A 21,111-nucleotide genomic window follows, 5' to 3' on the forward strand; every position below is an offset into this window, starting at 1 on the left:
TGGGCTACGGTAACCGCGTGACGAGACGTGCCGCCGAAGTCCGCCTGGATTCCCTGCTGCGTACAGCCTGCGACGTGATCGTCGAGCGCGGACTCGCCAACACCCGGACGGCCGACGTGGCGCAGGCCGCCGGGGTCAGCCAGGCACTCGTCTTCTACCACTTCGCCACCAAGGAACGCCTGCTGGCGCAGGCCTTCGCGTACGCGGTGGAGCAGGACCTGGCCCGGCTGGACGTGGTGGTCCGCTCCTCCGCTTCACCGCTGACCAAGCTGCGCAAGCTGCTGCGCCTCTACACCCCGCCCGGGCGGTCGATCTCCTGGTCCATGTGGATCGACGGCTGGGCCGAGTCGCTGCGCACCCCGGAGGTGGAGAGGGTCTCCCGCCGGCTCGACCTGCGGTGGCGGCAGGACCTCGCCGCGGTGATCGCCGATGGGGTGACCGACGGCACCTTCGCCTGCGCCGACCCGATGGCCGCCGCCTGGCGGATCAACGCGGTGATGGACGGGCTGGCCATCCAGCTCGCGGTGCACGAGCGGGTGATCTCCCGGCGGCAGTTCGCCGACTGGATCCGGCTGATCACCGCCCGGGAGCTGGGCCTCGACCCCGCCCAGCTCGACTGACGTCTCCACCCCGCCCGGAGCCGACCGGGCGGTCGGGGGCAGCGAACCGGAGCCCCGGCACCGGCCGGCCCGAGGGCCGGACGACCGGGCAAAATCGCCCGGACCGGCACGGACAGCCGCGACAATCGGCGGCATGGATCTGCTGGAGACGTACCGACGGAGCCTGGCCGAGTTCGTCGACCGGGTCGAGCAGGTCGCGCCCGGGCAGTGGTCGGACCCGACGCCCTGCCCCGACTGGGACGTCCGCGCACTGGTCAACCACGTGGTCGGCGAGGACCGGTGGATCGCGCCGCTGCTCGCCGGCCGGACCGTCGAGGAGATCGGCGACCGGTTCGAGGGGGACCAGCTCGGCGACGACCCGATCGGGGCGGTCCGGCAGGTCGCGTCCCAGGCCGAGGTGGCGGCCAGCCATCCGGGCGCGCTCGACACCACGGTGCACCTCACGGCCGGGGAGACGCCGGCGGGTGAGTACCTGAACCAGCTCGTCGCCGAGCACCTCGTACACGGATGGGACCTGGCGGTGGCGATCGGGGCGGACCCGCGCCTGGACGTCGACGTGGTCGCCGCCTGCACCCGGTGGTTCGAGGCCCGGGTCGCCGACCACCGCAGCGGCGACCTGGTCCGGCCCGGGCTCGACGTGCGGGCCGGCGCCGACGCGCAGGACCGGCTGATCGCCGCCTTCGGCCGCGACCCGGACTGGACGCCGCCTGCCTGACCACGACGACCGAGGCCGCGGCGACAGAGGCCGGCGGACGACCGGACCGCGTTACCGGTCAGGAGTTGCCGCAGGGTGTCGCGACCGGAACGACCGCGACCGGAACGACCGCGCCCGGGCCGGCGCGGTCGAGGGGGTGCGCCGGCCGGACGCCCGAGGGGGGTCCGGCGTCCGACCGACGCGGTCAACGGGGTCAGCCGGCGTACCCCTGTCCGGGGGCCGCGGGGCGGCGGCGCTGGCGCTCCCGCAGCCGGCGCCGGGCCGGCGGGTGGACGTTGGCCAGGTCGAGGTCGCCGCCGTAGTGGGCGATCACCCGGTGGTCCATCAGCCGCCGCCAGAGCGGGGGCACCAGCGCGGCGACCACCATGGTGGCGTAGCCGGCCGGCAGCTGCGGCGAGGTGTCGAAGCTGCGCAGCGTCTGGTAGCGGCGCAGCGGGTTGGCGTGGTGGTCGCTGTGCCGCTGGAGCTGGAAGAGGAAGACGTTGGTGACCGTGCGGTCGCTGTTCCAGCTGTGCCGGGGGTCGACCTTCTCGTAGCGGCCGGCGGCGGTGCGCTGCCGGGCCAGCCCGTAGTGCTCCAGGTAGTTGACCACCTCGAGCAGGCTGAAGCCGACCACCGCCTGGAGCAGCAGGAACACCAGTACGCCGGGGCCGAAGGCGAGCATCAGCGCGGCATAGAGCACCAGTGTCATCGCCCAGGCGTTGAGGATGTCGTTGCGCCACGTCCACGGGCTGCGGCCCCGGAGCCGGAACCGGCTGGTCTCCAGCCGCCAGGCCGACCGCAGGCTGCCCCAGACGGTACGCGGCCAGAACGCCCAGAAGCTCTCCCCCAGCCGTGAGCTGGCCGGGTCCTCCGGGGTGGCCACCCGGGTGTGGTGGCCCCGGTTGTGCTCCACGTAGAAGTGCCCGTAGCCGGTCGGCGCGAGGGCGACCTTGGACAGCCAGCGCTCCGCGGTCTCCCGCTTGTGGCCCAGTTCGTGGGCGGTGTTGATGGCGATGCCGTTGACCACCCCGACGGTGGCGACCAGCCCGGCCGCAGCCAGCCAGGACAGGTCGCCGCGCGCCCAGACGGCGCAGCAGAGCACCAGGGCGGCGTACTGGGTGGGCAGGTAGAGGTAGGTGAGCCAGCGGTAGTAGCCGTCGGCGGACAGCCGGGGCACCGCCTCGTCGGGCGGGTTGCGCCGGTCGTCGCCGATCAGCAGGTCCACCACCGGGATGAGCCCGAAGACCACCACCGGGGTGAGCCACCAGGCCCAGGCGCCGCCGCCGTCCCGCCAACCCAGCCAGCCCAGGAAGGGCAGCACCGGGACGAGCAGGGCCAGCGGCCAGAGCGGCTTGCGGGTGTCGCGCCAGGCGACGGGAGGAACCGTCGCGTCGGGGCTGATGGCCATCGCCGACCTCCGATCTCGCGGGCTGTCCTGACTGTGGCACCGGCCACTCCTTTTTACAAGAGGCAAGTTTTTGTAAAGCGATCACGGTGATCGCCACCGCACCGACCGTCACGGATGACCTTGCCCTCGCCCGATCTGCCTGGTATTCACAGATGCGCATGCGTAACAGCGCCTGCACCGGGCCGGCGCAGCGTCGGCCCCCGCTCCCACGAGGAGGTCCCGTGCCCAGACCGGAGTGGACACTTCCGACGAGCCGGCCCCGACGCCGGCTCGTCCCCGTACTGGCGACCGCCGCCGTGGTCGCCGCCCTGCTGCCCGGCGGCGCCACCGCCGCCGCCGCGCCGGGCGACGCCGCGACCGCGACACCGGGCCGCTCCGGCTCGTTCGCCGACGACAGCCACCAGGCCGCCGACCTCGACAACCGCACCGGTACGGCCGCGCCCGACGCCCGGCAGCGCGGCCTCGCCCGACGGGTCGACGCCGACGTGCGGTGGAACCGGCTCGGCACCCCGCACGCGCTCGGCCCGACCCGGACGCCGCTCGCCACCGGCCTGCCCGCCGACCCGGAGGCGGCCGCCCGGCGCTACCTCACCGACAACCGGGACCTGTTCGGCCTCGACGCCGCCTCGGTCGCCGCGATGGATCGGCTGCTGGTCCGGCCGATCGGCGACGGCGCGGTGGTCACCCTGCGGCAGCGCTTCGGCGACCTGCCCGCCGGCCACGACGGGCTGGTCACCGTGGCGGTCGCCGACGGCGCCGTCATCTCGGTCAGCTCCTCGCTCGCCCGGGACGCCGCCGCGCCCGCCCCCGCCACCCTCACCGGTGAGCAGGCGTACGCGGCCGCGCTCGCCGACGCCGGCCTGGACGCCGCCCGGGTGGCCAGCCACCACGTCCGCCCGGTCGCGGTGCCCACCCCGCTCGACGGCACCCGGGCCGCGTACGAGGTGACCCTGATCGGCGCGGACACCGACCACCCGGCCGCCTTCACCACTTACGTCGACGGCATCACCGGTGAAGTGCTGGTCCGCGAGGACCTCGTCGACTTCGACTCGGACAACCCGAGCTGGGCGGTCTACCCGGCCACCCCGCCGCAGGACCTCGCCCCCGGGCAGGACCCCCGGGTGCGCTGGTGCGCCGACCCCGCTCCGGGCTGCGCCGCCGCGTTCCGCGACCCGGCCACCGGCAACGCCTGGGACGTCGACAAGGCCACCGGCACGCCGACCGGCACCTCGCGCGGCAACTCCGCCAACACGGTGGTCTCCTGGGGCGCGGGCAGCCCGCTGCTGCCGGCCACCGCCAGCCCGGAGCGCCGCTACGAGTACCCGTTCACCGACCAGTGGCACCAGGCCCGCTGCAACCCGGCGGTGTTCACCTCCGCGCAGCGCAACGACGCCGACGCCGCCATCGCCAACCTCTTCGCCATGCACAACCGGATGCACGACTGGGCCTGGCACCTCGGCTTCACCGAGGCCACCTGGAACCTGCAGGCGGTCAACGTGAGCGGGGCCGGCCTCGGCGGCGACGCCGAGCAGGGCCGCGCCCAGCAGGGCGCGCTGTCCGGCAACCGGAACAACGCCAACCAGGGCACGCCGCGCGACGGCCTGCCGCCCACCACCAACATGTACCTGTGGCAGCCGCAGGCCGGCGGGCCGTACCCGCCGTGCGTGGACGGCGACTACGACATGACGGTGATCGGGCACGAGTACACCCACGCCATCACCAACCGCATGATCGCCGGTCCGGACAGCGGCATCGGCGGCCACCAGGGCGGTGCGATGGGTGAGTCGTGGAGCGACCTGCTCGCCGCCGAGTACCTCTACGAGCACGGCCTGCGCGCCCCCGGCCAGACGCCCTTCGTCACCGGCGGGTACGTCACCGGCAACCTGATCAGCGGCATCCGCAACCACGACTTCAGCCGCAGCCCGCTCAACTACTCCGACGTCGGCTACAACACCGCCGGCCCGGCGGTGCACGCTGACGGGGAGATCTGGAGCGCCACCAACTACCGGATCCGCTCCGCGCTGGTGAAGCGGTACGGGTCGGGCACCCCGCAGCGGCAGCTCGACTGCGCGCAGGGGAAGGTCGCCGCGGACAACTGCCCGGGCAACCGGCGCTGGGCGCAGCTGGTCTTCGACTCGTTCCTGCTCCAGGCGGCCAGCCAGGTCAGCATGCTCGACATGCGGGACAACCTGCTCACCGCCGACCGGCTCCGCTTCGGCGGGGCCAACCAGGAGCTGATCTGGGCCGAGTTCGCCCGCTCCGGGATGGGCCGGGACGCCGCCACCAACGGCGCCACCGACACCGACCCGACGCCGAGCTTCGCCAGCCCGTACGGCGACAACGCCACGCTCACCCTGCGGCCGAAGGGGGACAGCGCCGAGGCGCCGATCCGGCTGTACGTGGGCGACTACGAGGCCCGGGCCACCCCGATCGCCGACACCGACCCGGCCACCGCCCTGCCGGACACCTTCGAGGCGGTCGCCGGTACGCACCAGCTGCTGGCGGTGGCGCCCGGCTTCGGGCACCAGCGGCTCAGCGTCGTCGCCCGCGCCGGCCAGGAGGGGTACGTCGACCTGCGGCTGAGCCGCAACCTGGCGTCCACCACCTCCGGCGCGGTCATCACCGGCGACGGGGTGAACCTGGAGCGGATCGGCGACGACACCGAGAGCACCAACTGGGCGTCGCTGACCGGGGTGGCCGGCCGGGGCGTCACGGTGGCGCTGCCCGGTGGCGCCCCGCAGGTGGTCAAGCGGGTCAACGTCAGCGCCATGCTGCGCCCGGCGATCGCCGGGGACCCCGACGCGGGCGGGCAGAACGCGTTGACCGCACTGCGTTCCTTCGCCGTGCTCACCTGCGACGCGACCACCACCGACTGCGCCGACCCGGCACGCTGGGAGCGGATCTACACCAGCGCCGGCGACGCGTTCCCGGGTGGGAAGTACCGGGCGTACACCCGGGACATCAACCTGCGGTCGTTCCCGGTGCCGACCACGCTCGCCACCCACGTGCGGCTGGAGGTGCTGGCCAGCCAGTGCACCGGCGGCCCGGCGTACGCCGGTGAGCAGGACGACGACCCGGCCACCAGCACCGACTGCGCGACCGCCAGCCCGGCGCGCGACCAGGTCCGGATCGCCGAGTTCCAGGTGTTCTCGAAGTGAACCCCGCCGGGGTCGGGTGGCGTCGCCGCCCGGCCCCGGCGGCCCCCGATCAGCGGCGCGTCGCCGCCCAGCGCCCGGTCCGGCGGGCCCGTTCGTACGCCGGCCCGCCGAGGTCCGCTTCGCCGCCGCGTGCCGCGCGGGTCAGCTGCCGCAACCTGAGCAGCAGCCCGGCACCGAGGAAGAGCAGCAGCCCGCCGAGGAGGAAGGCGGCCTGCACCAGACCGAATCCCCCTCGGGTGGCACCGGCCACCGGACGCCCGGCCGCCGGCGGCACCTCCGCCACCGCCTCCTCGGTCGGTTCCGTCGACGCGTCGACGGGCTCGGTCGGGTCGACGGCCACGGCCGAGCCGCTCGGCTCCGGCGTGGCGGACGCCTCGGTGGCGAGCAGGCCGACCACGTCGCGGGTGGCGCTCTGCCGGGCGAGCAGCCGCAGGTTGGCGTCGTACGCCTCGGCAGCCAGCGTCACCCGTCCCCGGTCGACATCCTCGGCGAAGGCCACCCGGTAGCGGGCGGTGACCGTCCGGTCCGGGCAGAGCGTGCCCGGGTCGAGCTGACGGTCGGTGAGCCGGGCGATGTCCCCCTCGGTCTGGATCTGCAACGGGAAGCTGCCCGAGTCCTCCACCCGGTCCACCTTCACCTGGTCCAGCCGCAGGCCCCGCACGCTGAGCACCATCGACCAGCGGACCTTCACGCACCGGCCGCCGTCGTTGCGTGACACCACCGCGGAAAGGGTGCTCACCTGGTCCCCGGCACTGAACTCGTCCGGCAGGCCGCTCAGCTCGGTGGCGAAGCCGGCCGCCGCCGAGGCCGGCGCGGGCGCGGCCAGCCCCACCACGGACAGGCAGGCCAGCACCACCCCGGCCCGCAGCGCGTTCCGCCACACCGTCACCACCGCCTCGCCCTCCCGTCGGTCGCATCCACCTGGCAACGCTATGAGGGGTGCCGGGTAGCCGGTAGACGGGCGTGTTCGCACGAACCGTGAAGTACAGGTCGGGTTATCACGCTGGGTGGTGAACCGGTCACGCCCGACCCGCGACACGCCCGGGAACCGCCCCGGGAGACAATTCCCCGGTGTCCGATCTCTCCGCGGCCTTCGTCCGGCTGCACGCCCGCCTCACCCCGGTGGCCTTCGTCCCGGAGGTGCGGCTGCACCAGGCCGACGAGCCGATCGGGCTCTGGGAGCTGACCGAGGGCGAGTTCCACAGCTCCCAGCCGCCGCCGTTCTGGGCCTTCGCCTGGGCCGGTGGCCAGGCGCTGGCCCGCTACGTCACCGACCACCCGGAGCTGGTGGCCGGCCGCCGGGTGCTGGACCTGGCGTCGGGCTCCGGCCTGGTCGCCATCGCCGCCGCCCGGGCCGGCGCGAACACCGTCCGCGCCGTCGAGGTCGACGAGCGGGCGGTGGCCGCCGTCGCGCTCAACGCCGAGGCCAATGGGGTACGCGTCGACGCCGAGTTCGGCGACATCCTCGACGGCGACGCCGGGGACGCCGAGGTGGTGCTCGCCGGGGACGTCTTCTACAGCGAGGCGATGGCCCGGCGGGTGCTGCGCTTCCTGCTGCGGGCCGCCCGCTCCGGTGCCCGGGTGCTGGTCGGCGACCCGGGCAGGGCCTTCCTGCCCCGCGAGCGGTTCCGCGAGCTGGCCGCCTACGACGTGCCGGTGCCGGAGGCGCTGGAGAGCGTACGGGTGAAGCGCACCACCGTCTGGGAGCTGGACCCGACCCCGCCGGGAGCCGCCCGCTAGCGTGTCGGCGTGCTGTTCCGGGGCTGGGGGGAGTCCGTCGACGAGCGGTGGCCGGACGTGGCCACCGTCGCCGACCACGTCGGCGTGGACCACCTGGTGGTCACCCGGCACGCGCTGGTGCGGCAGGTCCTCGCCGACCCGGACACCTGGCGGCCGGACAACGCCCTGGACGCGGTGACCCCGGTCCCGGTGGCCGCGCTGCGGGTGCTCGCCGGGCACCGGTTCCGGTTGCCGCCGACGCTGGCGAACAACTCCACCCCCAGCCACCCGGCGATCCGGGGAATCGTGGCGGAGGCCCTGCACCCGACCCGGGTGGCCGCGCAGCAGCCCTGGCTGACCGGGCTGGTCCGGCGGCGGGTGACCGGGCTGGCCGCCGCGCTCGACGCGGGGGAACCGGTCGACCTGTATGCCGAGCTCGCCGCCGACCTGCCACTGCTGGTGCTGGCCCGGCTCGTCGAGCTGCCGGACGCCCCGGTCGGCGCGGTGAAGGACTTCGCCCGGGCCGCGCTGGAGCTGTTCTGGGCGCCGCTGGACGCCGACCGTCAGCTCGCCCTCGCCGCCGAGGTGGGCCGGTTCCACACCGTGCTGCGTGACTTCGCCGCCACCGGCGGCGGGCTGGCCGCCGCGTTGCGCGCCGACGGGCACTCCCCCGACGTGGTGGTCGGCGCGCTGTTCTTCCTGCTGGTGGCCGGCCAGGAGACCACCTCGCAGTTCCTCACCCTGCTGCTGCACCGGCTCACCGCCGAGCCCGAGGTACGCGCCGGGCTGCGCGCCGGCACGGTCGCGGTCGCCGACGTGGTGGAGGAGGGGCTGCGGCTGGAACCGCCGATCGTGACCTGGCGGCGGGTGGCGGCCGTGGACACCACGCTGGGCGGGACGGCGGTGACAGCGGGCACCAGCGTGGTGCTCTGGCTGGCCCGCGCGGGACGCGACCCGGAGGTGGTGGCCGCGCCGGAGGCGTTCCGGCCCGGGCAGCGCGGGTCGCGCCGGCACCTGGCCTTCGGGGCGGGTGCGCACCGCTGCGTCGGCGCCCAACTGGCGCGGATGGAGGCGGCGGTGGTGGTGGCCGAAGCGGCCCCGCTGCTCGACGGGGTGACCGTGGTCCGCCCGCCCTGGTGCCCGGACAACCTGACCTTCCGGATGCCGGACGCGTTCGTGGTCCGCCGGCCCTGACCTCCGCGTCCGCCGACCCGGTATTGCGGCCGGCTGACGGGATGCCTGCGCCGGCCCCGGCGGTCGACTCGGGTCGGGTGCCGCACTCATGGCCGGGCCGGCGCCACGTCCCACGTCCCTTGGCGCCGGTGTCGCGGCCGGCTGACAGAGTCGCCTCCATCGGCCAGCCGGACGACTCGGGTCCGGTGCCGCACTCATGGCCGAGCCCCACACCACCTCCCCCGCGTCATATCGACCTGATGTCGCAAACGATTCAGGCTGCCCCGCCCCGCCCATGAGTCGTCTGTGACATCAGCTCGACAGCGCCTGAGCACCACGGCCGACGGGACGGCGGACCGCTCCGCGACGGCGACCCCACCGGGCGAGCGCACGGCGGGCCGGGACGGCAGACCGCCCCGCGACCGCGACCCCACCGGGCGAGCGCACGGCGGGCCGGGACGGCAGACCGCCCGGCGACGGCGACCCGACCGAGCGGGCAGCACACGGCGCCAACGCCGGAGTACCTGACGAAGGTCGGGTCCGGCGGACGCCGATCGGCAGCGGCGGCGCCGGCCCGTCGGTTCCTACCGTCAACGCATGATCACACTACGTGGGTTGACGAAGCGGTTCGGGGCGGTGACGGCCGTCGACGACCTGACCGTCGACATCGCACCCGGGCGGGTCACCGGGTTCCTCGGCCCCAACGGCGCGGGCAAGTCCACCACCATGCGCATGGTGCTCGGCCTGGACCGGCCCACCGCCGGAGGGGCCCTGGTCGCCGGGCGGGCGTACCGGGAGCTGCGCCATCCGCTGCGGGAGGTCGGGGCGCTGCTCGACGCCCGGGCGATCCACCCGGCGCGGGCGGGCCGGGCGCACCTGCTGGCGATGGCCCGCAGCAACGGCATCCCGGCCCGGCGGGTCGACGAGGTGCTCGCCGCGGCCGGCCTGGACGACCGGGCCGCCGCCAAGCCGGGCCGAACCCTGTCGCTCGGCATGGCGCAGCGGCTCGGCATCGCCGCCGCGCTGCTCGGCGACCCGCCGGTGCTGATGTTCGACGAACCCGTCAACGGCCTCGACCCGGACGGGGTGCGCTGGATCAGGCAGCTCACCGCCGACCTCGCCGCCGAGGGACGGACCGTGCTGCTCTCCAGCCACCTGATGAGCGAGATGGAGCAGACCGCCGCCCACCTGGTGGTGATCGGCAAGGGCCGGCTGATCGCCGACGCGCCCGTCGCGGAGGTGCTCGCCACGGGCGCCACCGCCGCCGTGCGGGTCCGCGGGCCACTCCCGGAGGGGCTGGCCGCGCTGGCCGGACGGCTCACCGCCGAGGGGTACGCGGTCACGGCCGAGGGCCCGCGCGGCCTGGCCGTCACCGGGGCCACCGCCGACCGGGTCGGCGACCTGGCGTACGAGCTGGGGGTGCCGCTGCACGAGCTGACCCCGGTAGCCGTCACGCTGGAACAGGCGTTCCTGCGGCTGACCGGCGACGCTGTCGAGTACGCCGCGGGAAGTGCCCGGTGAGCGCCCTCTCCCCCACCCGCCCGGCCGCCCGTGGCGGTGGTCTCCCCGGCGCGGTGGCCGCCGAGTGGACCCGGCTCTGGTCGGTGCGGGCCACCTGGTGGACCCTGCTGGCCGGGGTGCTGCTGATGGCCGCCACCTCGGCCCAACTGGCCATCTACGCGGCCAACGCCAACACCAACGACGACCCGGCCGACGACCGGGGCGTGGTCACCGTCGGCAGCGTGCTGGTCGGCGCGCTGGAACTCACCCAGTACGCGGTGCTGGCGCTCGGCCTGCTCGCCGTCACCAGCGAGTACGCCACCGGCACCATCCGCACCACCCTCCAGGGCACCCCGTCGCGGGGCCGGATGCTGCTGGCCAAGGCGGTGGTGGCCGGCGCGGTGACGTTCGCCTTCGGGCTGCTGCTCGGCCTGGTCGGGGTGCTCGCGGCCGGGCCCCTGCTCGGCGAGTGGGGGCGGGCGCCGCTGGCCGGAACGCTCGGCGACGTGCTGGCGACGGCGACGTACCTGGCGCTGGTGGGGGTGCTGGCCCTCGGGCTGGGGGCGGCGCTGCGAAGCGCGGTGCTCACCCTGACCGTGCTCTTCGCCGTGCTGATGATCGTGCCGCTGTCGTTGCGGGAGCCGGACATCACCCTGCTCACCCGGATCTCCGACGCGTTCCCGGGGGTGGCCGGCGGGCACTTCCTGGCCGGGGACACCGACCCGTACCCGCCGGTGGTGGGCCTGGTGCTGCTGGCCGGCTGGGCCGGCGCGGCGCTGGCGGTCGGCCGGGCCGCGCTGCGCCGCCGGGACGCCTGAGCGGCACGGGGCGGGGCGGGCCGGTCAGCCGGCCAGCCCCGCCTCGTACGCGATGATCGCCGCCTGCACCCGGTTACGCACGTCCAGCCGGGTGAAGATGCTGGTCAGGTAGCCCTTCACGGTGCCCTCGGTGAGGAAGAGCCGGCGGGCGATCTCCGCGTTGGACAGCCCTGCCCCGACCAGGCCGAGCACCTCCCGCTCCCGGTCGGTCAGCCCGGCCGTGCGGTCCCGGGCCGCCGGCACCCGGGCCATCCGGTCGCCGTTGAGTTCGATCACCCGGCGGGCCACCCGCGGCGACAGGTACGCCCCGCCCTCGGCGACGGCCCGCACCCCGGCGAGCAGCTCGCGGGGGTCACCGGCCTTGAGCAGGAAGCCGCTGGCGCCGTGGCCGAGCGCCCGGGCCACGTACTCGTCCTCGCCGAACGTGGTGAGCATGACGGTGGCCGTCGCCGGCACGAGCCGGCGGATCTCGGCTGCGGCGGCGAGCCCGTCCAGCTTCGGCATCCGGATGTCCAGCAGCGCGACCCGGGGCCGGTGCGCCCGGGTCAGCTCCACCGCGGCCCGGCCGTCGCCGGCCTCGGCGACCACCTCGATGCCGGGGTCGGCGGCGAGGATGGCCCGCACCCCGGCCCGGACCATCGCCTCGTCGTCGGCGAGCAGCACCGTCACCGGCACGTCGTCAGCGGTCACGTCGTGGTCCGTCCCTTGCTGGTCAGGCGGCCGTCGGCGAAGCAGAGCCGCCAGGTCGGCTGGGCGAGCGGGAAGTTGCCGTCGGTGTAGTACTCGCAGGTCACGCCGGCGGTCACGGCCGGCGCGTCGAGCGGCGGCTCGACCTGGCGGCGGGGCAGCCCGGTCAGCTCGGAGCGGGGCGTGCCGATCCGCATCCGGTCGAACGCCGTTCCGTCCAGCACCGCGCCGGTGGTGACGACCGGGTAGTAGACCAGCGACAGCAGCAGCGCGACGGCCGGCGGCGCGGCGAGTGCGGCGAGCAGGCTGCGCCGCACCCCGCGCCGGGCGTCGCGCAGCCGCCCGGGCTCCCCGGCCCGTCCGCCGTCGCCGGCCTCGGGGCGCGGGGCGGCGTCGGCCACCGGCAGCCGGGCCACCACGGCGAATCCCCCGTCGTCGGTCGGGCCGGCGTCGAGGACGCCGCCGGCCAGCCGTACCCGTTCGCGGAGCGCCAGCAGGCCCGAGCCGTGCGACGGCGGCCCGGGCAGCGGGCCGGCCGGCGGCGGCGCGTTGGCCACCCGCACCTCGACCCGGTCACCGAGGCCGGTGAGGGTGACGGTGACCGGGGCGCCGGGGGCGTACCGGGCGGCGTTGGTCAGCGTCTCGCGGACCACCCGGTGCGCGGCGTGCGCGGTCAACTCCGGCAGGTCGGCGGCGTCCGGCGAGTGGTGCAGGCGCACCGCCATCCCCGCCTCGCGGGCGCCGTCGACCAGGTCGGCGACGCTCTCCCCGGCGGGGCGGGTGCTGGCCGGGACGTCCGCCTCGCGGAGCACCCCGATGATCCGGTGCAGCCGCTCGGTGGCCCCCGCCACGCTGGCCCGCAGCTCGCCGGCCGCCACCCGGTGCCGCGGGTCCAGGTCACCGGCGACCTCCAGGGCGGCGGCACGGAGTGCGATCAGGCTCAGCTCGTGGCCGAGGGAGTCGTGCATCTCCTGGGCGATCCGGGCCCGTTCCCGCAGCCGGATCCGCTCGGCGGCGCCCCGCTGCTCGCGTTGCACCGCCTCGGCGTGCTCCCAGCCGGCCAGCACCAGCGCCTGCTGCTGCCGCCGGTAGCGGCCCACCAGCCAGGGGAACACCCCGGCGCCCAGCAGCACGCAGCTGAGCAGGAACCAGGTCGCCATGCCGGTGTCCAGCAGCACCAGATGCAGCACCGTGCCACCGGCCGCCACCACGGCGAAGAGCACCCCGGCGGGGGCGGCCCGTTCCCCGCGCCGCCCGGCCAGATAGCTGAACACCAGCAGGGCGAAGACGAAGTTGCCGTCCACCACCGAGCCGAGCAGCACCAGCAGCACGGCCACCGCCGGCAGCCGCCGGCCGACCACCACCGCCGCGGCCAGCAGCAGCACCGAGCCGACCAGCAGGGGTACGACGTACCGCTCGTAGGGCGGGGTCAGCCGGGCGTACGCCACCGGGGCGGCGAGCCCGGCCCAGAGCGCCACGTCGCCGGCCACCCGGCGGTCCACCCGGCGCCAGATCTCGCGTTCGCGCACGTCGGCCAGGCTACCGACGCCCGGCGGACCCGGGCACCGACGAAGGTCAGGTGGTCAGCTGATGTCCTCGGCCCAGGCGCGCCAGTCGTCCAGCACCCCGTAGAGGGCGGGGGTGAGCCAGCCGGGTGCGGAGCGGCGGAACACGCCCGGGTCCATCGCCCCGGCGCCGGCCGGCAGCGCGCCGAGCAGGTTGGGCACCAGGTCGGTGAGGTTGGCCCAGTGCACCAGCTGCGGCTCGGCCGGCCAGGCGCCGATCACCACGCCGGCCGGGACCGCGCGCCGCTCCAGCGCCTCCAGGGTCAGCGCGGTGTGGTTGAGCGTGCCGAGACCGGCCCGGGCCACCACCACGGCGGGGGCGTCGAGGGAGACCGCGAGGTCCGCGACCGTCCACGGCTCCCCGGAGGGGCGCAACCCCATCGGTACGAGCAGCCCGCCGGCCCCCTCGATGAGCACCAGGTCGTGCTTGTCGACCTCCTCGCGGATGGCGTCGACGACGGTGTACAGCTCCAGCGGCTCCAGCTCGGCGACCCGGGCCGCGGCGAGCGGGGCGAGCGGGTCCGGGTAGCTGGCCAGGGTCCGCCCGGTCAGCGGAGCGGCCAGCCGGGTCACCGAGTCGATGTCGCCGGGCTCGCCGGTGGCCGTACCCGTCTGGCCGGGCTTGACCACGGCGACCCGCAGGCCGGCGGCCTGCGCGGCGGCCGCGACCGCGGCGGTCACCACCGTCTTGCCCACCTCGGTGTCGGTGCCGGTCACCAGCACCGCGCCCTTCCACGGCGCGCTCACGGGGCCACCTTCGTTCGCGACTGCGGGGCTCGCAGAACCGGCTCACTCCTCGCGCTCACGGGGCACACTCCACGATGACCTCCAGGGCCCGTTCGAACTCCGCCCGCGGTACCCCGGCGGAGATGGTGAGCCGCAGCCGGGAGCGGCTGTCCGGGGTGGAGGGCGGTCGGAAGCAGCCGACCGCGACGCCACGGTCGCGGCAGTCGGCGGCCCACGTGGTGGCGGCCTCCGGGCCGGGCGCGGTCACCGATACCACGGCCGCGTCGGGGGCGGAGACGGTCAGCCCCGCCGCGCCGAGCCGGCGGACCGCCAGCGCGGCCCGGTCGGCCAGCTCCGCCCGCAGGTCGTCGCCGGCGCGGGCCAGCGTCACGGCGGCCCGCACGCCGGCCGCCACCGCCGGAGGCAGCGCGGTGTCGAAGATGAACGTGCGTCCGGTCTCGACCAGGTGCCGGACGAACTCGGCCGGGCCGGCGACCACCCCACCCGCGCCGCCGAGCGCCTTGGACAGGGTGGCGGTGACCACCACGTCCGGCTGGCCGGCCAGGCCGGCGGCGGCCACCCCGCCGGCGCCGCCCGGGCCGGTGACGCCGAGCGCGTGCGCGTCGTCGACCAGCAGCAGCGCGCCGTGCGCCCGGGCGACGGCGTGCAGCCGGGCCAGCGGGGCGAGGTCGCCGTCGACGGAGAAGACCGACTCGGTCACCACGACGGCCGGGCGGCCGGGGGCGGCGGCGAGCGCGGCGGCCACCGCGTCGACGTCGGCGTGCGGGGTCACCACCGTCTCGGCGCCGGAGATCCGGCAGCCGTCGATCAGCGAGGCGTGGTTGTGGGCGTCCGAGACGAGCAGCGTACGGGGCTGCACCAGGGCCCGGACCGCGCCGAGGTTGGCCAGGTAGCCGGAGGAGAAGACCAGCGCCCGGTCGGTGCCGAGCCACTCGGCGAGGGTGTCCTCCAGCGCGTGGTGGGCGTCGGTGGAGCCGCGCACCAGCCGCGACCCGGTGGCGCCCAGCCCGTACGCGGACAGCGCCCGCGCGGCGGCGGCGGTGACCTCGGGGTGGGTGGCCAGGCCGAGGTAGTCGTTGCCGGCGAGGTCGACCACGGCGTCGTCGGCGGCGCGCGGGCGCAGCGTGCGGGTGAGCCCCGCCTTGGCCCGCAGCTCGGCGCGGCGCTCCAGGGCCGCCAGCCAGTCCGCCACCGTCACCGTCTCCCTCCGCCGCGCAGCTCGCCTCCCCCGGCATCCGGCGCGGAGGAGGTCGTCGGCGAGCAACGCGCCGCCGGGCGAAATTACCACCCGCCCGGCCGGCACCGGCGTGGCGCGGGGCCGCCGCACCGAGGTGCCGGTGACGCTCGGCGAGGGTGCGACCTCGGTCATTTCTCCGCCCCGGGGCGGCCTTGTAGGGTACGAGCCATGCCAGAGATCCTCGACCAGGCCCGTACCCAGGTGTTGGAGAACGGCGTCGGCCTCGACGAGGCCGGAGTCCTCGCCGTGCTGAACCTCCCCGACGAGCACCTGCCCGCCGCCCTGCAGCTCGCCCACGACGTGCGGATGCGCTGGTGCGGCCCGGAGGTCGAGGTCGAGGGCATCGTGTCGCTGAAGACCGGCGGCTGCCCGGAGGACTGCCACTTCTGCTCGCAGTCCGGTCTGTTCACCTCGCCGGTCCGGTCGGTCTGGCTGGACATCCCCTCGCTGGTCGAGGCGGCGAAGCAGACCGCGGCGACCGGGGCGACGGAGTTCTGCATCGTGGCCGCCGTGCGCGGCCCGGACGCCCGGCTGATGAAGCAGATGCGCGAGGGTGTCGCCGCCATCAAGGCGGAGGTCGACATCCAGGTCGCCGCGTCGCTCGGCATGCTCAGCCAGGAGCAGGTCGACGAGCTGGTCGACATGGGCGTGCACCGCTACAACCACAACCTGGAGACCTGCCGCTCCTACTTCCCGAACGTGGTCACCACGCACTCCTGGGAGGAGCGCTGGGAGACGCTGCGGATGGTCCGCGAGTCCGGCATGGAGGTCTGCTGCGGCGGCATCCTGGGCCTGGGCGAGACGGTGGAGCAGCGGGCCGAGTTCGCCGCGCAGCTCGCCGAGCTGGACCCGCACGAGGTGCCGCTGAACTTCCTCAATCCCCGCCCCGGCACCCCGCTGGGTGACCGGCCGGTGGTGGAGGGCAAGGACGCGCTGCGGGCCATCGCCGCGTTCCGGCTGGCCATGCCGCGCACCATCCTCCGGTACGCGGGCGGCCGCGAGATCACCCTCGGTGACCTGGGCACCCGGGACGGCCTGCTGGGCGGCATCAACGCGGTGATCGTCGGCAACTACCTGACCACCCTGGGCCGGCCGGCGAACGCCGACCTGCAGCTGCTCGACGATCTTAAGATGCCCGTCAAGGCGCTCTCCGCCACCCTGTGAGGTTGACGTGACCGACGTGGTGCAGCCGGCGGTGACCTGGTGCGACCGCTGCGGCGAGGACGCCGCGGCCGGTCCGCACGTGGCGTGCGCGGCGGCCCGGGCGCTGGAGCCGCCGCGCTACTGCGCGCGCTGCCGCCGCCGGATGAAGGTGCAGGTGCTGCCGGTCGGCTGGTCGGCGACCTGCGTCGAGCACGGCGAGATCCGGGGCTGAGGCGATGCTGCGGGGGCGGAGCGTGATCCTGCGGCCGGTGACGGACGCGGACGTGCCCGCCCTCGCGGCGATCCGGGCCACCGCCGAGGTACGCCGGTGGTGGCGCGGCGGCGACGACCTGGCCGCGGCGGTCCGCGCCGAGCTGGCCGACGACGACCTGATCGCGTACGCCGTCGAGCACGACGGGCGGGTGGTCGGCCTGGTCCAGTACTACGCCGAGCCGGACCCGGACTACCGGCACGCCGCGCTGGACATCTACCTGGACCCGGCGGTGCACGGCTCGGGGCTGGGCGGGGACGCGATCCGCACCCTGGCCCGCCACCTGGTCGCCGCGCACGGCCACCACCGGCTCACCATCGACCCGGCGGCGGCGAACACCGCCGCGATCCGGGCGTACGCGAAGGTCGGTTTCCGGCCGGTCGGCATCATGCGCCGGTACGAGCGCGGCGAGGACGGCACCTGGCACGACGCGCTGCTGATGGAGCTGCTCGCCGACGAACTGGCCGACTGAGCCACGTTCCGGTCATCCGGTCCGCGACCCGGCATGTCCCGATCCGAGGGTCGGCTGTCCGCAACGCCGGCCATCACCCACCCACCCCACCCGGTTCCACCTGATCAGCGGGTCGAAGAGCCCGCCGACCAAGGAGGAACCATGTCCCGATCCCCACGCTGGCGGGACCCGCTGACCGCGCTCGGCCTGGCCGCCGGGCCGGTCGTCGCGCTCGGCTTCACCCGCTTCGCGTACGCGCTGCTGCTGCCGGCCATGCGCGACGACCTGCACTGGACGTACGCCCAGGCCGGCGGCCTGAACACGGCGAACGCCGCGGGTTACGTCATCGGCGCCGGCACGGCGGTGTTCTGGGCCCGCCGGTTCGGTGACCGCGCCGCCTTCGTCGGCACCCTGGTGGTGAGCGCGTTGGCCCTGCTGCTCACCGCGACCACCGCCGACTACCCGGTGTTGAACCTGCTGCGGTTCGTCGGCGGCCTGAGCACCGCGGTCGCCTTCGTCCTCGGCTCGGCGCTGGCCGCCCGGGTCGCCACCGGCGGCGGGCAGCGGCGGGGCGCGCTGCTGGTCGGGATCTACATGGCCGGGGTGGGCGTCGGCGTGGCGCTCTCGGGGCTGCTGGTGCCGGCGGCGCTGACCGTGGCCGGGGACGCCGGCTGGCGGTCCGGCTGGCTGCTGCTGGGCGTGGTCGCGGTGCTGGCGGTCGGCCCGGCGGTGTTCGCGGTGCGGCGGGTCGCGCCGGTGGCCGGGGTCACCCGGGCCGGGCTGCCCCGCGCGGACCTGGCCCGGCTCGCCCCGACGTTCGGCTGGTACGTGCTCTTCGGTGCCGGCTACGTGAGTTACCTGACCTTCGTGATCGCGCTGCTGCGCGACCGGGGTCTCGGCACCCCCGGCGTCGCCGCGTTCTTCGTGGTGCTGGGTCTCGCCTCGGCGGTCGCCACCCTCACCGTGTGGGGGCGGGTGGTCGGCCGGCTGGCGGGCGGCCGGGCCCCGGCGCTGGTCTCCCTGCTGGTGCTGCTCGGCGTGCTGCCGGTGCTGCTGCTGCCGGCCGGGCTGCCCGCGGCGGTGGTGTCGGCGGTGATCTTCGGCAGCTCCTTCATGGCCGGTCCGACGGCGGCCACGGTGCTCGCCCGCCGGGCCCTGCCGGCGAGCGGCTGGACCGCCGGCATCGCCCTGCTGACGGTGGCCTTCTCGGTGGGCCAGGCGGTCGGCCCGCTGCTGTCGGGCCTGCTCGCCGACTCCGGCGGGGTGGAGGTGGGGCTCTGGCTGTCGGTGGGGCTGCTCGCCGCCGCCGGGCTGGTCGCGTTGCGCCAGCGCGACCCCGCCCCGGCTGCCGCGCCCGGCACCGGCGAGCCGGCGCTGGCCGCCGGCTCGGGCAGCGCCGAGCCGGCGCCGGCCGCCGGCCGCTGACCGGGCCCGGTCACGCGCGGGCCGGCCCCGTGGCGACCGGGTCAGGCGGGGGCCGTCCCCGGCGCAACGTCGCCGGGGACGGCCCGCCCGTCGGTGACGGGCGGTGACCGCTGCTCGTCGATCCCGGTGGTGCGGAAGCGGGACCGGTAGGCGCCCGGGGTAATGCCCAGCTCCCGCAGGAACGTCCGGCGCATCGTCTCCGGCGAGCCGAAGCCGACCCGGCGGGCCACCACGTCGAGGGTGTCGTCACCGCGCTCCAGCAGCCCCTGGGCCGCCTCCACCCGGACCCGGTCGAGATACCTGGCCGGCGTGGTGCCCAGCTCGGTGCGGAACAACCGGCCTAGGTGACGCGGGCTGACCCCGGCCAGGGCCGCCAGCCCCGGCAGGTCGTACGGCTGCGCCGGGTCGGCGGCGATGGCGTCCAGCACCCGGCGCAGCAGGTCGTGCCGGGTGCTCGGGGTGGCGGCCCGGACGCTGAACTGGGACTGCCCGCCGGGGCGCTGCATGAAGACGACGAGCTGCCGGGCGACCGTGCGTGCCGTCTCCGGGCCGAGGTCCGCCTCGACCAGGGCGAGGGTCAGGTCGATGCCGGCGGTGATGCCGGCCGAGGTGATCACCCGCCCGTCGGCGATGAAGATCGGGTCGGCGTCGACGGTGATCGCCGGGAAGTGCGCGGCGAGCTGGTCGGCGAGGTCCCAGTGCGTGGTCACCCGGCGGCCGTCGAGGAGCCCGGCGGCGGCGAGGGTGAACGCCCCCGCGCAGACCGACGCGGTGCGCGACGAGCCGGCCGCCAGCCGGCGGACCTGGTCGAGCAAGGGACGGTCGGCGGCCGTGGCCTGCCAGTCCGGCGCACCGGGCACCACCAGCGTGCCGATCGGCCCGGTCACCTCCGGCAGCGCCACGTCGGCGCCGAGCCGGACCCCGGCGCTGCTCACCACGTCCCGGCCGTCGGGGGAGGCGAGCACCAGCCGGTACGTCCCGCCGTGCTCGTTGGCGACGGTGAAGACCTCCAGCGGCCCGGTGACGTCGAGCAGCCGTACCCCGTCGTAGACGACGAAGAGCACGGTGTCACTGCGTTCCGCGGCCCGCACGCCGTCGAGCCTAGCCAGCCCCTCCCGCCCGGCGGAGCGGTTCACCCGGAGCCGCCGGGCGCTGGAGATCTTGGACAGTTGCCGTCCGGTGCGAGCGGCAACTGTCCAAGATCTCGACGCGGCAGCCGTCAGGCGGTCGCGCAGGTGACGCCGTTGAGGGTGAAGGTGGTGGGTCTGGGGTTGCTGCCGGTGTGGGTGCCGTTGAAGCCGAAGCTGGTCGACGCCCCGGGCGCCAGCGTGCCGTTGTAGGAGAGGTTGGTCGCGGTCACCGCCGTGCCGGTCTGGCGGTGGGTGGCGGGCGGAGCGTCCACAGTCCCGTCCGCGTTACATCAACACGCCGCGAAATCCCCGCCATTTGGTCGGATTCCCGAATCCGATCCGCCACGTCGTCCCAGCTCAGGCCGTTCGCCCGATGTCGCATTTCGATGCCGTGCATGGGATCATGTGCCGTCCCCTCTACCGATCCCGGAGGAATACTCATGCCCCAGCGTCGGTACGTGGCGCGCGCGGCTCTCACCGCGACTGCCGCCACGGCCTGCCTCGCCTTCGCCACCCCGGCCTGGGCGAGCAGCACGGCCCCGCTCAACCCCGCTCACAAGGGCTCGACGGCGGCCGATGCCGAGCAGAAGTGCACCGACGAGCGGTTCACCGGCCGCACGCCCGGGCAGGACGGTTGGCACTTCGTGCTCCCCGGCGGCGCCGAGTCCGGCGGCTTCGAGACGCTGACCCTGACCTTCAGCGACGGCACCAACACGGTGACGGTGAAGGTGCCCGACAGCACCGACGCCTACCCGGACCACCTCTACCCGGCCGGGAACACCGACCGGATGATCCACGCCTACCTCTTCACCCCGGCCGGGTGGACGCTGGTCGACGGCAGCGCCACGATCAGCGGCGAGGCCGACCAGTTCAACCTGAGCCACGCCTGCGCCGGCACCGCCCCGACGCAGTCGCCGAGCCCTTCGCCGACGACCTCCGAGTCGCCGCAGCCGTCGGGCTCGCCGTCGGAGTCGACCTCGCCGACCAGCTCGGTCACCCCGACGGAGTCGGGCTCCCCGTCGGAGTCGGGCTCGCCGTCGACCTCCGGCTCCCCGTCGGAGGGCACGGGCGGCAACGGCGGAAGCAACGGGGGCAGCCTGCCGATGACCGGCGTGGCCACCGGCAGCATCGCGCTGGGCGGCCTCGTCCTGATCGGCGGCGGCGTCCTGCTGATGCTGCGCCGCCGGCGCGACAACATCACCTTCACCAGCTGATCTGACTCAGCGCCCGACCGGCCGCCGGACTCCTCGTCCGGTGGCCGGTCGCCGTTTGCGCACCGGTTCCGCCGGGCGTTGATCCGTCCGCGGCGTCCGTGCGTACTGACGGGTAACCCGGTCGACGTCGCCCGGAGATTCATCACAT

19 protein-coding genes and 1 pseudogene are annotated in these 21,111 nt (G+C 75.5%); 12 read left to right on the forward strand and 8 right to left on the reverse strand.

The features are described 5' to 3' along the window. The first annotated feature begins 17 nt into the window (after positions 1-17). Both M2302_RS02260 and M2302_RS02265 read left to right on the forward strand, forming a co-directional pair. Positions 18-620 (forward strand): TetR/AcrR family transcriptional regulator, encoded by a 603-nt coding sequence (locus M2302_RS02260; RefSeq protein ID WP_280836301.1) that lies wholly within the window; start codon positions 18-20, stop codon positions 618-620. A gap of 133 nt (positions 621-753) precedes the next feature. Then, a complete protein-coding gene (locus tag M2302_RS02265) occupies positions 754-1,335 on the forward strand; it encodes a TIGR03086 family metal-binding protein (protein WP_280836302.1) in 582 nt (193 codons plus the stop codon). Between the two features lie 193 nt (positions 1,336-1,528). Here the strand turns inward: M2302_RS02265 and M2302_RS02270 are convergent, their stop codons facing one another. Further along, entirely contained in the window at positions 1,529-2,725 is a 1,197-nt protein-coding gene (locus M2302_RS02270) for an alkane 1-monooxygenase (protein WP_280836303.1), read from the reverse strand. Positions 2,726-2,946: 221 nt separating this feature from the next. Between M2302_RS02270 and M2302_RS02275 the strand changes: the two genes are divergently transcribed. Next, positions 2,947-5,883: a M36 family metallopeptidase gene (locus tag M2302_RS02275; protein ID WP_280836304.1), complete on the forward strand. Its 2,937-nt coding sequence runs from the start codon at positions 2,947-2,949 to the stop codon at positions 5,881-5,883. A gap of 49 nt (positions 5,884-5,932) precedes the next feature. Here the strand turns inward: M2302_RS02275 and M2302_RS02280 are convergent, their stop codons facing one another. Then, positions 5,933-6,772 (reverse strand): hypothetical protein, encoded by an 840-nt coding sequence (locus tag M2302_RS02280; protein WP_280836305.1) that lies wholly within the window; start codon positions 6,770-6,772, stop codon positions 5,933-5,935. Between the two features lie 182 nt (positions 6,773-6,954). On the opposite strand from M2302_RS02280, the gene M2302_RS02285 reads away from it, so the two are divergent. The 4 genes from M2302_RS02285 (at position 6,955) to M2302_RS02300 (ending at position 11,093) form a co-directional block, all read left to right on the forward strand. Continuing rightward, complete coding sequence (locus M2302_RS02285) at positions 6,955-7,623, forward strand: 50S ribosomal protein L11 methyltransferase (protein WP_280836306.1); 669 nt, start codon at positions 6,955-6,957, stop codon at positions 7,621-7,623. 9 nt (positions 7,624-7,632) lie between these two features. Then, entirely contained in the window at positions 7,633-8,796 is a 1,164-nt protein-coding gene (locus M2302_RS02290; RefSeq protein WP_280836307.1) for a cytochrome P450, read from the forward strand. A 576-nt stretch (positions 8,797-9,372) separates the two neighbouring features. Then, complete coding sequence (locus M2302_RS02295) at positions 9,373-10,296, forward strand: ATP-binding cassette domain-containing protein (RefSeq protein WP_280836308.1); 924 nt, start codon at positions 9,373-9,375, stop codon at positions 10,294-10,296. After that, positions 10,293-11,093: an ABC transporter permease subunit gene (locus M2302_RS02300; RefSeq protein ID WP_280836309.1), complete on the forward strand. Its 801-nt coding sequence runs from the start codon at positions 10,293-10,295 to the stop codon at positions 11,091-11,093. Before M2302_RS02295 ends, M2302_RS02300 begins: the two co-directional genes overlap by 4 nt. Positions 11,094-11,117: 24 nt before the next feature. On the opposite strand, the gene M2302_RS02305 is transcribed toward M2302_RS02300, so the two are convergent. The 4 genes from M2302_RS02305 to M2302_RS02320 form a co-directional block, all read right to left on the reverse strand. Further along, a complete protein-coding gene (locus M2302_RS02305) occupies positions 11,118-11,768 on the reverse strand; it encodes a response regulator transcription factor (RefSeq protein ID WP_280836525.1) in 651 nt (216 codons plus the stop codon). Between the two features lie 11 nt (positions 11,769-11,779). Beyond that, positions 11,780-13,309 (reverse strand): histidine kinase, encoded by a 1,530-nt coding sequence (locus M2302_RS02310; RefSeq protein WP_280836310.1) that lies wholly within the window; start codon positions 13,307-13,309, stop codon positions 11,780-11,782. A gap of 54 nt (positions 13,310-13,363) precedes the next feature. After that, a complete protein-coding gene (gene bioD / locus M2302_RS02315; protein ID WP_280836526.1) occupies positions 13,364-14,068 on the reverse strand; it encodes a dethiobiotin synthase in 705 nt (234 codons plus the stop codon). Between the two features lie 79 nt (positions 14,069-14,147). Then, positions 14,148-15,284: an 8-amino-7-oxononanoate synthase gene (locus M2302_RS02320; RefSeq protein ID WP_280836527.1), complete on the reverse strand. Its 1,137-nt coding sequence runs from the start codon at positions 15,282-15,284 to the stop codon at positions 14,148-14,150. Positions 15,285-15,497: 213 nt separating this feature from the next. On the opposite strand from M2302_RS02320, the gene bioB reads away from it, so the two are divergent. The 4 genes from bioB to M2302_RS02340 all read left to right on the forward strand — a co-directional run bounded on the left by bioB (position 15,498) and on the right by M2302_RS02340 (position 18,619). Next, positions 15,498-16,493: a biotin synthase BioB gene (gene bioB / locus M2302_RS02325; protein ID WP_280836311.1), complete on the forward strand. Its 996-nt coding sequence runs from the start codon at positions 15,498-15,500 to the stop codon at positions 16,491-16,493. Positions 16,494-16,500: 7 nt separating this feature from the next. Further along, positions 16,501-16,704, forward strand: a complete 204-nt coding sequence (locus M2302_RS02330; RefSeq protein ID WP_280836312.1) for a hypothetical protein — start codon at positions 16,501-16,503, stop codon at positions 16,702-16,704. A gap of 4 nt (positions 16,705-16,708) precedes the next feature. Further along, positions 16,709-17,215, forward strand: coding sequence for a GNAT family protein (locus M2302_RS02335; RefSeq protein ID WP_088963257.1), 507 nt, complete (start codon positions 16,709-16,711; stop codon positions 17,213-17,215). A 141-nt stretch (positions 17,216-17,356) separates the two neighbouring features. Further along, on the forward strand, positions 17,357-18,619 hold the full coding sequence (locus M2302_RS02340) for a YbfB/YjiJ family MFS transporter (protein ID WP_280836313.1): 1,263 nt from the start codon (positions 17,357-17,359) through the stop codon (positions 18,617-18,619). Positions 18,620-18,660: 41 nt separating this feature from the next. Here the strand turns inward: M2302_RS02340 and M2302_RS02345 are convergent, their stop codons facing one another. Both M2302_RS02345 and M2302_RS02350 read right to left on the reverse strand, forming a co-directional pair. Further along, positions 18,661-19,710: a GlxA family transcriptional regulator gene (locus M2302_RS02345; protein ID WP_280836314.1), complete on the reverse strand. Its 1,050-nt coding sequence runs from the start codon at positions 19,708-19,710 to the stop codon at positions 18,661-18,663. Positions 19,711-19,838: 128 nt separating this feature from the next. After that, a pseudogene (locus M2302_RS02350) lies at positions 19,839-19,994 on the reverse strand (cellulose binding domain-containing protein); the annotation flags it as partial. 195 nt (positions 19,995-20,189) lie between these two features. On the opposite strand from M2302_RS02350, the gene M2302_RS02355 reads away from it, so the two are divergent. Next, the gene (locus M2302_RS02355) at positions 20,190-20,963 is read left to right on the forward strand and encodes an LPXTG cell wall anchor domain-containing protein (protein WP_280836315.1); all 774 of its coding nucleotides are present in this window, start codon (positions 20,190-20,192) and stop codon (positions 20,961-20,963) included. Positions 20,964-21,111 lie beyond the last annotated feature (148 nt).

This window comes from Micromonospora sp. A200 (assembly GCF_029893845.1).
GTDB lineage: Bacteria > Actinomycetota > Actinomycetes > Mycobacteriales > Micromonosporaceae > Micromonospora > Micromonospora purpureochromogenes.